Origin of the sequence: Arthrobacter ipis, assembly GCF_014694315.1 — a bacterium.
GTDB lineage: Bacteria > Actinomycetota > Actinomycetes > Actinomycetales > Micrococcaceae > Arthrobacter > Arthrobacter ipis.
In genome coordinates this window covers 229,620-243,349 of the sequence record NZ_JAAOXD010000004.1, presented here as the reverse complement: position 1 = coordinate 243,349, position 13,730 = coordinate 229,620, and the positions used below count along the sequence as shown (strand labels likewise).

Annotated in this window: 11 protein-coding genes and 1 pseudogene; 8 read left to right on the top strand and 4 right to left on the bottom strand. The window is 63.4% G+C overall.

All coding sequences use genetic code 11. The features are described from left to right. Window positions 1–12: 12 nt before the first annotated feature. The 3 genes from G9E11_RS13065 to G9E11_RS13055 all read left to right on the top strand — a co-directional run bounded on the left by G9E11_RS13065 (window position 13) and on the right by G9E11_RS13055 (window position 3,964). On the top strand, window positions 13–1,629 hold the full coding sequence (locus G9E11_RS13065) for an aldehyde dehydrogenase (NADP(+)) (protein ID WP_190606373.1): 1,617 nt from the start codon (window positions 13–15) through the stop codon (window positions 1,627–1,629). Continuing rightward, complete coding sequence (locus tag G9E11_RS13060; protein ID WP_190606371.1) at window positions 1,626–2,954, top strand: enolase C-terminal domain-like protein; 1,329 nt, start codon at window positions 1,626–1,628, stop codon at window positions 2,952–2,954. The genes G9E11_RS13065 and G9E11_RS13060 overlap by 4 nt, the downstream gene beginning before the upstream one ends. A gap of 89 nt (window positions 2,955–3,043) precedes the next feature. After that, complete coding sequence (locus G9E11_RS13055) at window positions 3,044–3,964, top strand: AEC family transporter (protein WP_190606369.1); 921 nt, start codon at window positions 3,044–3,046, stop codon at window positions 3,962–3,964. A gap of 21 nt (window positions 3,965–3,985) precedes the next feature. Here G9E11_RS13055 and G9E11_RS13050 read toward each other — a convergent pair whose 3' ends face one another. After that, window positions 3,986–6,304: an Ig-like domain-containing protein gene (locus G9E11_RS13050; protein WP_311764369.1), complete on the bottom strand. Its 2,319-nt coding sequence runs from the start codon at window positions 6,302–6,304 to the stop codon at window positions 3,986–3,988. A gap of 1,601 nt (window positions 6,305–7,905) precedes the next feature. On the opposite strand from G9E11_RS13050, the gene G9E11_RS20770 reads away from it, so the two are divergent. From G9E11_RS20770 to G9E11_RS13035, 3 genes are all read left to right on the top strand, one after another. Then, the gene (locus tag G9E11_RS20770; protein WP_194718155.1) at window positions 7,906–8,583 is read left to right on the top strand and encodes a hypothetical protein; all 678 of its coding nucleotides are present in this window, start codon (window positions 7,906–7,908) and stop codon (window positions 8,581–8,583) included. A gap of 498 nt (window positions 8,584–9,081) precedes the next feature. Continuing rightward, window positions 9,082–9,402, top strand: coding sequence for a hypothetical protein (locus G9E11_RS13040; RefSeq protein ID WP_190606365.1), 321 nt, complete (start codon window positions 9,082–9,084; stop codon window positions 9,400–9,402). A gap of 180 nt (window positions 9,403–9,582) precedes the next feature. Then, window positions 9,583–9,885 carry a DUF4193 domain-containing protein gene (locus G9E11_RS13035; protein WP_190606363.1) on the top strand — a complete coding sequence of 101 codons (303 nt, stop codon included), beginning with the start codon at window positions 9,583–9,585 and terminating at the stop codon, window positions 9,883–9,885. Between the two features lie 414 nt (window positions 9,886–10,299). On the opposite strand, the gene G9E11_RS21530 is transcribed toward G9E11_RS13035, so the two are convergent. Both G9E11_RS21530 and G9E11_RS21525 read right to left on the bottom strand, forming a co-directional pair. After that, window positions 10,300–10,512: a hypothetical protein gene (locus tag G9E11_RS21530; protein WP_311764383.1), complete on the bottom strand. Its 213-nt coding sequence runs from the start codon at window positions 10,510–10,512 to the stop codon at window positions 10,300–10,302. Window positions 10,513–10,530: 18 nt separating this feature from the next. Then, window positions 10,531–10,743 (bottom strand): annotated as a pseudogene (locus tag G9E11_RS21525) (MarR family transcriptional regulator); the annotation flags it as partial. Between G9E11_RS21525 and G9E11_RS13025 the strand changes: the two are divergent. Next, window positions 10,667–11,131 (top strand): aldo/keto reductase, encoded by a 465-nt coding sequence (locus G9E11_RS13025; RefSeq protein WP_311764368.1) that lies wholly within the window; start codon window positions 10,667–10,669, stop codon window positions 11,129–11,131. The pseudogene G9E11_RS21525 and the gene G9E11_RS13025 sit on opposite strands and share 77 nt — an antisense overlap. 452 nt (window positions 11,132–11,583) lie before the next feature. On the opposite strand, the gene G9E11_RS13020 is transcribed toward G9E11_RS13025, so the two are convergent. Then, window positions 11,584–11,973, bottom strand: coding sequence for a MerR family transcriptional regulator (locus G9E11_RS13020; protein WP_414635194.1), 390 nt, complete (start codon window positions 11,971–11,973; stop codon window positions 11,584–11,586). A 196-nt stretch (window positions 11,974–12,169) separates the two neighbouring features. On the opposite strand from G9E11_RS13020, the gene G9E11_RS13015 reads away from it, so the two are divergent. Then, window positions 12,170–13,669 carry a SulP family inorganic anion transporter gene (locus G9E11_RS13015; RefSeq protein ID WP_190606357.1) on the top strand — a complete coding sequence of 500 codons (1,500 nt, stop codon included), beginning with the start codon at window positions 12,170–12,172 and terminating at the stop codon, window positions 13,667–13,669. Window positions 13,670–13,730: the final 61 nt, after the last annotated feature.

Genomic DNA, 13,730 nt, shown 5'->3' with positions numbered 1-13,730 from the left:
GAGGAACAAACCGTGACCCTCACCGGACACTCCCTGATTGCCGGACAAACCGTTGCCGGCGAAGGCAAGACCACCTTCGCCTTCAACCCGGCCACCAACGAACAGCTCGAGCCCGCCTACACCCTGCTCAGCGAGGAGCAGCTCAAGGCCGCCACCGCCGCAGCCGCCGAGGCCTTCCAGTCATTCAGCACGCTTGACCCCGGAACCCACGCCGCGTTCCTGGACGCCATTGCGGACAACATCGAAGCCATCGGCGACGACCTGATCGTCCGTGCCGGCCAGGAGACCGGCCTGCCCGCCGCCCGGCTGCAGGGCGAACGCGCCCGCACCACCGGACAGCTGCGGCTGTTCGCGAACGTTGTCCGCCAGGGCGACTTCCGCGGCGTCCGCATCGATCCGGCGCTGCCGGACCGGGCGCCGCTGCCCCGCGCCGACATCCGCCAGCGCCAGATCCCGCTCGGTCCTGTGGCCGTCTTCGGTGCGAGCAACTTCCCGCTGGCCTTCTCGACGGCGGGCGGGGACACCGCCTCTGCCCTCGCCGCCGGCTGCCCCGTGGTTTTCAAGGCGCACAACGCCCACCCCGGCACCAGCGAGCTCGTGGGCCAGGCCATCGCCAAGGCCGTTGCCGATCTCGGTCTGCACCCGGGCGTTTTCTCCCTGATCTACGGTCCGGGCAGCAGCATCGGCCAGGCTCTCGTGGCGGACCCGGCCATCAAGGCCGTGGGCTTCACCGGTTCCCAGAGCGCCGGGATCGCCCTGATGCGCACCGCCGCCGCGCGCCCTGAGCCCATCCCCGTATACGCGGAGATGTCCTCTCTCAACCCGGTATTCGTGTTCCCCGGCGCGCTCAAGGGTGACGTTGACGCCCTGGCGCAGCAGTACGTCACTGCCGTCACCGGCAGCTCCGGCCAGCTCTGCACCTCCCCCGGCCTGCTGTTCGCCCCGGCAGGTGAGGCAGGTGACAAACTGGCTGCCGCCGTCGGCCGCGCTGTTTCCGCCTGTGCCGGACAGACCATGCTCACCGCCGGCATCGCCGGCTCCTGGAACTCCGGGACCGAAGCGCTTGGCGCCGCCGAGAACGTGACGGTCGTGGGGACCGGAACCCCCGGCCCCACCGAGAACGCGCCCGCACCCGCCATCTACGGCACGGAAATCCGCGACTTCATCAGCAACGAGGTGCTGCACGCGGAAATCTTCGGTGCAGCGTCCCTGGTGATCCGCTACTCCTCCGCCGAGGAACTGGTGGAGGCCACCAACCGGATCGAGGGGCAGCTCACCGCTTCCCTGCAGCTCACCGAAGAGGACTACCCGACGGCGGCACGCCTGATCCCCGCACTGGAACAGAAGGTGGGGCGCATCATCGTGAACGGCTGGCCCACCGGCGTCGAAGTTGGACACGCCATGGTCCACGGCGGACCCTTCCCCGCCACGTCGGACGCACGCACCACCTCCGTGGGTACGCTGGCCATAAATCGGTTCCTCCGGCCGGTCGCCTACCAGAACCTGCCCCAGGAACTGCTGCCCGCACCGCTGCAGGATGCCAACCCGTGGCAGCTGAACCGCCGGATCGACGGCACGGTTATCGCTGCCGACGCCGCACAGGCAGAGAAAGAGGAGGTCAACGCATGACCGCCCAGCCGACAATCGCCCGCGTCGAGGTCGTCCCGGTTGCGGGCTACGACAGCATGCTGATGAACCTCAGCGGCGCCCACGGGCCGTTCTTCACCCGGAACGTGGTCATCGTGACCGACTCCGACGGCCGGACCGGCCTCGGCGAGGTCCCGGGCGGTGAGAAGATCCGCACCACCATCGAGGAAGCCGGCGCGCTGATCGCCGGCAGGCCGGTGGCCCGCTACCGCTCGCTGCTGCGCGAGATCGCCGCGGAGTTCGCGGACCGCGACGCCGGCGGCCGCGGCCTCCAGACCTTCGACCTGCGCACCACCGTCCACGCCGTCACCGCCGTCGAGTCCGCGCTGCTGGACCTGCACGGCCAGTTCCTTGGCGTCCCGGTGGCCGAACTGCTGGGCGACGGCCAGCAGCGCACGTCCGTGCCGATGCTGGGCTACCTGTTCTTCGTCGGTGACCACAAGCGGACGGATCTGCCGTACCTCGTGGAGGACGCGCCGTCGGACCGATGGGGGGAACTGCGCCGCCAGGAGGCAATGACTCAGGAAGCCGTCGTCGCGCTGGCGGAAGCCGCGCAGGAGCGCTATGGCTTCAGCGACTTCAAGCTCAAGGGCGGCGTGCTGTCCGGCGACGACGAAGTGGACGTGGTCACCGCACTGGCCAAGCGTTTCCCCGATGCCCGTGTCACGCTGGACCCGAACGGCGGCTGGCTGCTTGAGGAGGCCATCCGGCTGGGCAAGCGGATGCAGGGCGTCGTGGCCTACGCCGAGGACCCCTGCGGCGCTGAAGGCCGCTTTTCCGGGCGCGAGGTCATGGCGGAGTTCCGCCGGGCCACCGGCCTGAAGACGGCCACCAACATGATCGCCACGGACTGGCGCGAAATGGCGCACGCCATCCGCAACAACGCTGTGGACATCCCGCTAGCGGACCCGCACTTCTGGACCATGCACGGTTCTGTCCGCGTGGCGCAGCTGTGCAACGAGTTCGGCCTGACCTGGGGCTCGCACTCGAACAACCACTTCGACATCTCGCTGGCCATGTTCACCCACACGGGCGCGGCAGCACCGGGCGAAATCACCGCGCTGGACACGCACTGGATCTGGCAGGACGGGCAGGGCCTCACCAAGAACCCGCTGCAGATCAAGGGCGGCGCCATCGAGGTTCCGGCCGCGCCCGGGCTCGGCATCGAACTGGACCGCGAGGCGCTGGACAAGGCGCACCAGCTGTACCTGCAGCATGGACTGGATGCCCGCGACGACAGCATCGGCATGCAGTACTACATCGACGGCTGGTCCTTCGACCCGAAGCGGCCCTGCCTGGTCCGGTAGGTTATTAACCTTCCGCACGGCCGCCCTCCCTGCGCAACTGGAGACGGCCGTGCGGGACCCCAACATGCAGGTAAATAGAAGGGCAGAGTGTGGGCGGCGTTGTCTCCGGAATACTCATCGTTTCGGCAGTCATCGCCGTCGGTTACCTCGCAGCAAGGTTCCGCATTCTGGGTCCCGAGGTCCAGGGTGCGCTGACGCGCACGGCCTTCTACATCACCAACCCCGCCCTGCTTTACACCGTGGTGGCCGGCTCCGATATCCGGGCCGCACTCGGAACGGACGCTCCGCTGGCGCTGCTTTCGGCAGCGGCGGTGGGGCTTCTTTACTGGCTGTTGAGCTTCCTGTTCTTCCGGCGCCCGGCCGCGGAGACCGCCGTCGGCGCGATGGCCAGCAGTTACGCGAACGCCAACAACATCGGCATTCCGGTCTCGCTGTACGCCGTCGGCACCGCCCAGCACGTGGCGCCTGTGCTGCTAGTGCAGCTCCTGGTTTTGGCCCCGTTCTACCTCACCCTGTTGGGGACCTTTGGCGGCGCCCGGATCTCGTGGAAGAAGGTGCTGCTCCAGCCGCTGTCCAACCCGATGATCATCGCGTCTGCACTCGGCGTCGTCGTGGCATTGACGGGCTGGCAGGAACCGGACCTGCTACAGAAGCCCATCGACATGCTGGCCGGCGGGGCCGTCCCCATGGTGCTTCTCGCCTTTGGCCTATCGCTCGCCGGGAGGGCACCGCTGCAGAAGGACGACGGCCGGACAGAGACGCTCGTGGCCACGTTCCTGAAGATCGCCGGCATGCCCGCGATCGTCTGGCTGCTGGGGCGTTTTGTCTTTGGCCTGGAGGGGCAGCATCTGCTGGCCAGCGTGATCATGGCGGCCCTCCCCACCGCTCAGAACGTCTTCCTCTTCGCCTCGCCCTATGGCCGGGGCATGACTGTGGCCCGCGACGTAATCCTCTGCACCACCATCCTGTGCGTGGGAGCACTCCTGGTTGTCGCATGGGTAGCAGGATAGCGGCTGCGACCGGGGCTGGTTCTAACGGAAGATGTTGTAGGGGGTCCAGCCTCGGCCTACAAAGGTCCGGGCACCCCAGGTGCCTTTGCTAAAGGGGTAGTTGGCGAGTCGGCCGTCGCTGAGCCGGGCCATGAGCCCGGAACTTCCCGTGGTGAACCCGGCCACACTGGTGATGCTGCTGATGCTGTTCCAGCCGGTGCCGACGGTGCGCCTGGCTTCGAAAGCAAAGCCGCCGTTTCCGGTGGACCGGTACAGCGCCAGCCTGCCGTCGCTGCGTTTGGCCAGAAGATCCTGCGCCCCGTCCTGGTCGAAATCAGTCATGGTGAGGTACAGGCCGCCCCAGCCGGTTCCGCTCCTGATGCGAGGTGACAGGAATGATCCGGTGCTATTGCCGTAGTACCACAGGGTCCCTGCGGCGTCGTAGCCAACGATTCCGGGGTACCTGTCGGTTGTGCGCCAGCGCCCGACCGTAATGCGGAAGCTGCCCCAGCCGTGTCCGATGACCCGCCCGACGGCGAATCCGCCGTCGGGCCTTCCGGCGTAGAAGCTCAGCCGACCGTCTTTCCATTGCGCAATGAGATCGAAAACGCCATCGCTGTTCCAGTCCGCAACGAACCCCTTGTTCAGCCCGGACCAGCCGACGCCGATCTTTTGCCGGGGCTGGAACCCGCCCCGGCCGGTTGCCGCGTAGTTCCACAGCACGCCGTCGGATCCGGCAGCGACGACGTCCGCTGCGCTGCGGATGGACGGCCCGGAGGTGACCGGATTGGTAGTGGGGGGAAGGGTAGCGGTGAAGGTCCAGGTTTTGTCTGCCGCCAAGGCGTTGCCGGCCGCGTCTTTCACTCCATTGATGCCTCCCTTGATGGTCGCCGTGTACGTCGCACCCGCGGCCAGGTCGGCAGTGGGGTTCAGTGTCGCTGCCCTGTTCGTGCTGTTATACGTCACAGCGGTCGGCACGGTCGTCGTCCCGGCGGTCAGCGTGAACGTGGCGGAGGTGACCGTCGAGGCGTTCATCGCTTCCGAGAACGTTGCCGTCACATTCGCCGTCGCCGCCGTGCCGGTCGCGCCGGCTGCCGGAGACGTACTCGTCACCGTCGGAGGCGTTGTGTCGTTACCACTGCCACCAGTGGAGTCGTAGTAGTGCCAGTACTGGCTTGTAGCGTTCACATCGGCAAGCACCAGCAGGCCGCTGTTGGCCGTGCCCTGCGCCGTACTGTTGAGGTTCTGCTTGGTCGACGTTACGTTGTGGACATACTGGTCGGCATCCACGATGCGGGCCGTCTTGGTGGTAGTGAAGTTGATGTTGTCCACTGGCGTGGATTTTTCGTAAATCGCGCCCCCGGAGCTGGTGCAGACACCGGCGTTCGTCGTGCCGCTTGGCTTGGGATAGGTGGCGAAGGTGCGAAGCCTCTGCGCGCTCTCATCGATCATGACGATCACCCGGTTCGGGCACTCCGACACAGTCGCGATCGTGTGCGCCGACCACGCCGTGCCGTCGAATGCCAACAGCTGGATCAGCGGCTGGCCCGCCGACGTGAAAGACGTCTTGGTAGCGGCGAAAACGCGGCCACTCGAGGAGTCCAGCCACTTCAGGTTCATGTGGTCATCACCACTGCGCTGGCCCGACACCGCCGCCACAGGTGTGCTCCAGGCGGTGTCTGGGGCTCCGTCGACGTGGGAGCTCCAGTACATGCCGTCCGTAGCGTCGCCGACCTGCCGGCTCCACATCACGCCGATCTTGCCGGGTCCGTACGCGATCAGAGCGGAATCGTCGTCCACAGACACGTTGCCCAGCGCCGCAGGAAGTGGGAACGGTGTCCCCCAGGTCGTGCCATCGGTGCCGGTGACGTTCACATAGATCTGGTTCCCCTGCTGCCACGTGGCCCACACCCGGCCGGTCGAGTCCTTATCGATGGATAGGGTCTCAATGGCGTGGTTGTTGATGTTCGTACTACTTTCCAGCGTGTACGTCTTAGTACTCGAGTCGTAGCTGTAACGCCGCATCGTCGACGGGAAGTTCGGCTCAGCCGGCAGACCGTCATTGACGAACCGATAGCTCGCCACGAACAACGTGCTTCCGTCCCACAACACGTCATGATGAGTGTTCGCCCGCGTCTCCGTCACTACGCCGGTGTTGACCCACGAGCTCGTCTCGGCGTTGAACCGGAAGATATGGAAATCCGAGGTGGCAGTGTCCCACAGGTTCCCCCACCAGGTCCCGTCGTTGAACCACAAGGCGTTCGTCTGCCGCTTCGTGCCCGTCGGAGTACCAGTCCCTGCATGCGAGGGACCCTCAACCCCGACATCGCCCGGAGCAGCCGAGGCCGTGCCAGGTACCACCAGACCTCCCAGCGCAAGCAGCAGCGCCGCCGTCAGTGCAGTGAAGCCCAGGTTTTTCCCTCCGTGCAGACGGGGACCGGCCGAAGGGCCACCTCCCCGCCTTACGCCAAGCCAGGAAGTCCAGCGGCCTCTGCCGCGCCCGGCCATGCGAAAAAACGTATAGTCCACGTCTAACTGCATAGGGTTATTCACTAGCCCCACCACTCCCCAAAGTTGTGTCCCTATGCCCGTCCGTGAACAACCATCCCGACTGGATACGGGAAATCACGGCCCATGCTGCTGCGGGCCTGGCACCTTGCGTACACTCCCCCTCGTAACAGGTTCACTCGGGCAACTTGTAAAAACCTTTGGGATTTTCTGGACCCGCCCCAGTTTTAGGGGTGACGATTCTTCCTAACGAAGCGCGGTGTCTATAACTTTGGGTTCAGCGGCTCCACCCACCCATCCGGCGGAAGGGCCTAATCACGAAGGAGCCGTGCCATGTGACCGCCCGGGGGAGCTCCATGTTCGTCGGTTGGGGCAGGCACCAGCGGGGCGAGTCCTGACAGCCAGGTGCCACGGATGAGCTAGCGGCGCAGGAGGCGTTTGCGTACGGTTGGCAGGGTCAATCGACGAGGCGGCGCGCCGGCCGGAGGCTTGGGCTGTTGCCACAACAGGCTGACATTCCGCTCGAACCAGGCAAGGGCAGGGGTGATAGCGTCCGGAGACGGAACCCGCCCGAGAACGTCGGCCAAGTGCGCGGCGCCGGCTATCTCCAGCGCCGCTCCCTGGCCGGCGAGGAGTGACACGGCGCCTGACGTGTCGCCGACCAGGACAGCCCGATCTCTGTGCTGTGGGCATGCTGACCTGAGCGACGACGACGTCGTACGGGTGCTCGGGGCAGAGCTCGATAAGCCGGTCCACCGCAGGACCCAGCCCCGCGAACTCCGTCCTGAGCGTGTGCCAATCCACGGATGGAACCGGGCCGTCGCATTCAAGTTGGTACCGCGGGACCAACGCAGACCCGGAACCATCGGCTCCATGGCTGGAATCCGGCGTCGAGATGCCTGCTGAATTGCCAACTTCAATGAGACAACCGAAGCTAGGTTTGTCTCACTCGAGTTGGCAAAAGCCCACGTCAGCGTTGCCAACTACATTGAGACTGGACACACCCTTCCTGCCATTTAAGCTCAACATGGCCGGCGTCGGCCGCTCATTTCGCCTCCACCCTGCTTGGCTATTTTAAGCGCCGATAATCGACGTTCCGTCAACCTGCTTGTCCCAACAATTGCTGGGACCAAAGGCACATGGCGGAGACGCTCTCGAGCTTGGTCGCTGCAGCACCCTGACCGTCCGCACCGACCCATATGCCTCGTCGTACCGAACGTGGAACTTCAAGGGCGATTTCCATGGAAGGCCCCAGATTCTTCCAAGGTGTATCGGGGATGATCGAATAACTCTCCGCTGGATGGACCTTCCAGCTTCGACCAGCGGGATGGACAGTCGGTTCGGACACGACCATCCCCCAGTGGCCATTCGCTCCGGCTGTCCAACACATGCATACTTCCAGCTGACTGCCGCATTTTTCCGTCTAATAACAGCCAAGTTGAAGGGAGATAACCGTGTTTCTTCAAACCAGCCTGACCGAAAGCATCGTAGAGGAACCAGGTGAGATTACTCGGATCGCCGTCCCTATCAACATGCACCAGCCCGAGTGGGCTAGCATTAGCGACTTTTTATTAGAGGCTCGGGAAGGGCGCGCAGGGTATGCGGCACACGAATTAGGGGAACGTGACCTCCTCCTCGCATTCGACACTCGGCGAACGTTGCCACGAGATTTGTCGACCAGATTACGAGAATTACAGTCCATGACGACCCCTCTCATTTACACCCTGACTCAGATGATTCAGGACCCCAAAGCAGGATTTATGGAACCAGTGAGCCATACAGTGTCTGCCGGGGTTCGCGCTGCCCTCCTAGAGCAAGAACTCATCGTAATCCGCCTTGTTGACTTATCACTTCTCGCAGGAGACTTTGCGGCTGATGGCACCCTGATCAGCATGCAGCCGGTGGAGTGCGAGAAAGGCTATGAACTGGCCGTTGTGGTTGCCGGATTGGAGCGGTTCCGTTTCACGCCCAGAATGGTCGAGCAACTACTTGCGCACCCTGTAGCTTTGTCTCTTTCGTTGGATCCTCTGATCGCAGTGATCAACCAAGTTCTGTCACAAGCCGAAGAGGGTCGAGATGAAATGCGGTATAAAGCAGAAGGTGACAAAGTTGATTGCTTGACAGTGTCCTGAAATGGACACGTCAACAACTGAAGGAGAAGCAACGATACCTCGGTACGAAGGGAAATAATCCAAGTTCATCGGATGATATTTACATATGTCATATGACGATTGGCGCGAACCAGTCGGGCTGCTGGAAGCGGGCAACGGGGCACTTGCACCCGAAGATGTGCCGCTATATGCGCTCTCAAAGCGGTTCGCATCAGCCTGGATCAACTAGTATCTAGCGGAACGACCATCAGTGCGCTTCGGTCTTTGCAACCTTGTCGGGGCACTGTTCGTGTCCGTCGATCAATGAGGTTCAAGGCGCCTGTCAGCATGTTCGAGGGCGGAACGGATCCCGGGAAGAGTCCGTGCGCAAGGCGCGGCATGGTCGTCAATCCGTTCCTGTTACGTCGCGCCCACAAGTAGCCCAGAAAGGGTTAGGCAACCGTGACCCTCGGGGCGTTCCTCCGTGAGGCAGCACCCATTAGTGTCAATGGCACCATCGGGAACGACGTAAGAGGCACCATGACCATCGACATCGGGCTCATCCTCAGTCACGAGGACGACTTTGCAGCCCAGACCGAAGCTGTCACCGCAGCAAGGCAACAGGTACGGAAACTGCACCTGGCATACAGTTGGGTGGGCACCGATGAGATTCGCTGCAGAGGATGCAATGCCCGCCTCGACATACCGTCCCTCGCCAGCACGAACGCCAACGCCGACAAGGCCTTTCGGGCGCACCAGACGGCCCAGGTCGACGCCATGCTGGCTGCTGACGGGCGTTATTCGATTCGAAACTATTCGGTGAGTCATGATCCGATGCGGGGCTTGAACCTGGCCGGATGACCCATGGCGGCCGCCGCAGTGTCCTGCTTCCGATACGAGAAAGAGGTCCCATCGGCGCTGCCCGCGTCCCGGCCGGCGACGCCTCAGGGTTCCAGATGCGGGAACAACGGCGCACTGGTATGCGTTGCAGTGTCGTCAGAAATGAACATCAACGAAACATCAGAAATGAGAATCACCTAAGTGGCAACCGATTATGATGAAGTCCGTTCCGACGTCAAGGAATCGCAGGACCGTTCGCTGGAGGCATTGCAGTCTGCAAACGCTCCGGATGCTCGCAGCGTCGTCAACGAACTGGACGAAGCCGATGCACTCGATGAAGGACTGACCCCCGGTGGAGAAATCGTCTCCGAGGAGCTCATCGTCCAGGTCATCCCAGAGGCCGCGGATGAATTCACCTGTTATTCCTGCTTCCTGGTCCGACACCGGTCCCAACTCGTGCGCGAGAGCAACGGCCACTCATACTGCATCGAGTGCGAAGGCTAAGGCCGCTGCCAGCGGAGTGCGGTGAAACTGGCGGAGGCGGTCAATCCTCCGGTGCCGACGCCGGGCGAATCGCGTCAGTTTCCTGTCCGTCTTCTCAGGGAGCTTCAAGGTCTGAGTGGGCATAATGCAGCTGGAGCTTCGGTCCACCGCTATGTGACCGGAGCTTCGCCAAAACGTAAGAAGGATCTCGACTTCTCAACGAGCATGTCTTAAACATCGCTGGAGTACCCCACGGCCACGCCTACCGCAGGCCGCTGAATTTCTGTCACCCTCATCCCTTCCGCATGATCGGTGACTTAGAGCCCTAAGGGTGCGTCGGCACGACCAAGAGCATGTTCGCGAATAGGCGTCTGCGGTGGATACGCTTTCAACGTGCAGTCATGGACAGCGGAGGGCCCTGTCTCGTAACGGCCGTCACCCCAATCCGAGGGCCGCGCTCATCGCTTCATCCGGCATCTCACCGGCTGCTTCGGCAAATGCGGATAGCGCCGTTTCCAGCATGCGACGGTCATCGGGTTTCATGCGCTCCACCACGTCATTGAGCGCGTGCCTGCGGTGAGACATCACGCGCTCAACCAATGAACGTCCCTCACCGGTGAGCCGGAGGCGGAGGGAACGCCGGTCCACGGGGTCTCCCTCCCTGCAGACCAGCCCAGCGGCTTCAAGCCTGTCTCCTGTGCGCGCGGCATTGGAAGGGTGCACTCCCAAATCTGCTGCGACCGCCCCAAGGGTCTGCGGACCGCGCGTCGCGATCAGAACCAGGACACGCCACTGAGGTGGGGTGACAAGGTCCTCAACTCCCCTGTGGACCCGCGACGTCGAGGAAATGATCCTGCCGCTGCTGCGCGAACTCGGCATCGGCTTCGTCCCCTACTCACCACTCGGACACGGCCTGCTGACCGGTCAAATCCGCTCCGTGGAGGACTTCCCCGACGACGACTGGCGCAAGACCAACCCCCGCTTCACCGGCGAGAACTTCCACCGGAACCTCGCGATAGTCGACGAGGTGAAAGCTATCGGCGCCGAAGTCGGAGCAACCCCCGCACAGACCGCCCTCGCCTGGCTGCTGACCCGAGGCAACGACACCGCCCCGATCCCCGGCACCCGCCGGGTCACCCGGGTCGAGGAGAACACCGCGGCCCACAGCATCGAACTCACCACCGACCAGCTAAACCGGCTGAACAGGCTCCGGCCCGCCGCCGGAGAATGCCACGACGAGACCAACACGGCCTCGATCGACCGCTGACTCAAGAGAGACAGGACACAAAGCCCACTTGATCCTTGGGGCTGAACTACATCCTCAGTGGGTGATGCCATCTTTGGACCGCCCACCAATTTGTGCAGAACTGCTCAACGACCTTCAAACCCGAACTGCTCTTCAGAAAGACCTAAGAAGTCCGATTCGAAGTCCAGTTGGCGACTATAGGAGCATCGTCGAAAGTGTCCGCGAGGGTAACAGCCGACAGGCACACGTTTCGGCCGCCAACGTGAGCATCACACCCAGGATCGCCACCGGAACCGGCGTGGACATGGCCATCGAACCACCGTGGGACCCCGAACAGCTCATAACCGAACCCGACCACGCACACGGGGACGGATGATAACCAAAGCCGCCCACGATTGATCGAAGAAGGAAAATCATGGTGCCTGAAACCCGGGGTTTCAACTGGTGCGATATAGCTTTGGTCCGGGGGTCGTCTACTGAGCGCGCAGGAGCGCCAGGAATTCGTCGGCCATACCGAGTTGTTCCTCCAGCTTGGCACGGCGCTTCGCTGCCTCTTCAATAAAGCCGTTCAACTCGGAGCGAACATTGGCGTCGCCTTCGCCGGGTTCGGACGCCTCCAGGGCGTCGATGACCCGGAGGAGGTCAGCCATGGCTTCCAGCGTGAACCCCAGCGGCTTCATCCTGCGGATCAAGAGCAGGCGGGTGAAGTCGCGTTCTGTGTACAGGCGGAATCCGCCCTCCGTGCGACCGGACGGTTTGAGCAGGCCGACCTCGTCATAGTGGCGGATGGTCCGCAAAGACATCTGCGAACGGTCTGCCAGCTCGCCGATATGCATTGTGGTCACGACCTCTTCGGCCGTCATGTCCTTCATCATCGCGTCACCCGTCCGACTCAACCCTCACGTCACGGTAATGTTGCAGTTACGGCCGAAAAGTCACCGGTCTGCTCTTCTCTCCGTCCATTGTCTTCCATGACAGGGCTGGAAGAGTGCGCATCGTGGCGCGCATACATGTCACCCACCCGCTCTCGGGAGAGAGCCAAGCCCCTGGAGTCGCTCCTTGGCCACCGCCGATCGCCCACACCTGGTCCGCAAACCGGTCACCGTCCTGAGCGCCCTGCGCTCCCCACGGCAGCTTTCCCGCGAGGTCCTTGCGGGCATGGTCACCACTCTCGCCCTGGTCCCGGAGGTCATTTCGTTCTCCATCCTCGCCGGAGTCGATCCGATGGTCAGCCTTGTCGCCTCCATCGTCCTGGCCTTGACGATGTCGTTCCTGGGCGGACGGCCGGGCGTGATCACCGCCGCGGCCGGATCCGTCGCCCTCGTCATCGCCCCGCTCGTGCACGAGCACGGCGTGCAGTACGTGCTGCCGACAGTGATCCTGGCCGGTGTCATCCAGATCGTCTTCGGCTTTGCCGGTCTTGCCCGGCTGATGCGCTTCATCCCACGGTCGGTCATGATCGGATTCGTCAACGCCCTGGGTGTGCTCATTTTCATGGCGCAGGTGCCCCACGTACTGAACGTTCCGTGGCTCGCCTACGTCCTGCTCGCTCTGACGTTCGCCATCATTTTCATCCTTCCACGTTTCACAAAGGCCGTCCCGTCGCCGCTGGTTGCGATCGTCGTCGTCACGGCGATCGTCATTGTCGCCCAGCTCGCCGTTCCGAACGTCGCCGACGAGGGACCCATCACCGGGAGGATGCCCGGGTTCACGCCGTTCCTCGTTCCGCTGACCCTGTCAACGCTGCAGCTGATTCTCCCGACTGCGCTGAGCGTGGCGTTCGTCGGCCTCATGGAAACCCTCCTCACCGCGAAACTCGTCGATGAAATCACCGACACCCCCTCGCACAAGGGCCGTGAGTCCTGGGCCCTTGGCCTGTCGAACATTCTTGCAGGGTTCTACGGCGGCATCGCCGGCTGCGCGATGATCGGCCAGACCGTCCTTAACGTGAAGACCGGGCAGGCCCGCACCCGCATTTCCACGTTTGTGGCCGCAGTGTTTCTTCTGGCCCTGGTGACCGGGCTCAGCTCGATCATGGGACAGATCCCCATGGTCGCCCTCGCCGCAGTCATGATGGTCGTCGCTGTCACCACCGTCGACTGGCACAGCGTACAGCCGTCCACCCTAAAAAGGATGCCGGTCCCGGAAACGATCGTCATGGCCGTCACCGTCGCCGTTGTCGTCCTCACCGGTAACCTCGCCTACGGGGTCCTCGTCGGCGTCATCCTCGCGATGGTGCTCTTTGCGCGCCGGGTAGCCCACGTCATCAGCGTCAACCGGATCCTGGCAGACGACGGCGCCACTGTCCGGTACGAGGTGGTGGGGCCGCTGTTCTTCGGCAGCAGCAATGACCTCGTCGACCATTTCGCATACCCCCACGATCCGACATCCGTGACCATCGATCTCAGCCGGGCCCAGATCTGGGACGCCTCAACCGTTGCCGCCCTCGACTCCATCGAGACGAAATACCGCGACCACGGTGCAACAGTGGCGATCGAAGGTCTGGACGAGCGCAGCACCGGGTTCCACCGCCGCCTCACCGGCCAACTCGGCGCCTAACCAGGCCGCATCTCCTCCGGGATCACCCCGCACTGTGCGGAACTGAGCTGGTAAGTACGGC

Excerpts from the sequence above, each read along its gene's own strand:
- G9E11_RS13060 (WP_190606371.1), top strand. The coding sequence starts at position 1,626 with ATGACCGCCCAGCCGACAATCGCCCGCGTCGAGGTCGTCCCGGTTGCG.
- G9E11_RS13020 (WP_414635194.1), bottom strand. The coding sequence starts at position 11,973 with ATGACGGCCGAAGAGGTCGTGACCACAATGCATATCGGCGAGCTGGCA.
- G9E11_RS13040 (WP_190606365.1), top strand. The coding sequence starts at position 9,082 with ATGACCATCGACATCGGGCTCATCCTCAGTCACGAGGACGACTTTGCA.